At 44.5% G+C, this 758-nt stretch carries 2 protein-coding genes; both read right to left on the reverse strand.

Annotation, left to right across the window (positions count from 1 at the left end; genetic code table 11):
- Positions 1 to 79: 79 nt before the first annotated feature.
- Positions 80 to 271: a hypothetical protein gene (locus RH88_RS16605; RefSeq protein ID WP_138944303.1), complete on the reverse strand. Its 192-nt coding sequence runs from the start codon at positions 269 to 271 to the stop codon at positions 80 to 82.
- Positions 272 to 320: 49 nt separating this feature from the next.
- The coding region (locus tag RH88_RS16610) for a DUF3164 family protein (RefSeq protein ID WP_005598151.1) at positions 321 to 758 on the reverse strand (438 nt) is incomplete at its 5' end.

The raw sequence follows: 758 nt of genomic DNA on the forward strand, positions 1-758 counted from the left end.
TTCAAAGCGAGCAAAACCAAAGCAGTGAAGCGGTATAGCTCTGCTCGCGTATTTCTAATTAAATGGTTTTAGGTAAGGCTTACTCGCTGCAAATAAGCTCAGAGATATCTTCGCAAGGGGATGACGTTCTACCCATCGCCCACATCAAGGCGCTAATCACGCCATCTTCATAAGTTAAGTCCTGGTTTGCTGTATCAATGGTGGACTTAATCGTTTCTGCTTTTTCAATCTCTTGATAAATCGCATCAAGGGAGTGAGGGACTGAGCACATAACACCACCCATATTGGTTGAACTGGCGGGCGCATTGCCCGCCTATTGATTAAAGGGCAGCAATATCAAGCGTGATATTGTTCATCTTGCCTTGCTCGTCACGCTCTTTAAATCGCAGGTAAGGCTTGGTTGACGAAATAAGGATTGAATCACCAATCGCTTTCATTGCTTCTTGCCAGCGCGCATCAGTGATTGCGATTCGGCGAAGAGATAAGATGCGGCCAGTGTTTAAGTTACCTTCTTTGTCTACATCGAACGCATCAACAATGATCACCTTGAGTTTATCGTTAGCGCCTTCTGACCAATCGTTAATGCATTCATCAATCAATGCTTTAGCAATCTGTAGTTCAGGCCCAAAAACTTGAGAGTTCTGCACACTGATTTGCACCTGTGTTGAGCCATCGTAACTAGAAAAGGTTACGTTACCTTTTTCGCCACCTGTTTTGCGGTTGTACTTCTCAGCAAGAAGATCGAGAAACGCATGACA

It is taken from the genome of Vibrio scophthalmi LMG 19158, assembly GCF_000222585.1.
Lineage (GTDB): Bacteria > Pseudomonadota > Gammaproteobacteria > Enterobacterales > Vibrionaceae > Vibrio > Vibrio scophthalmi.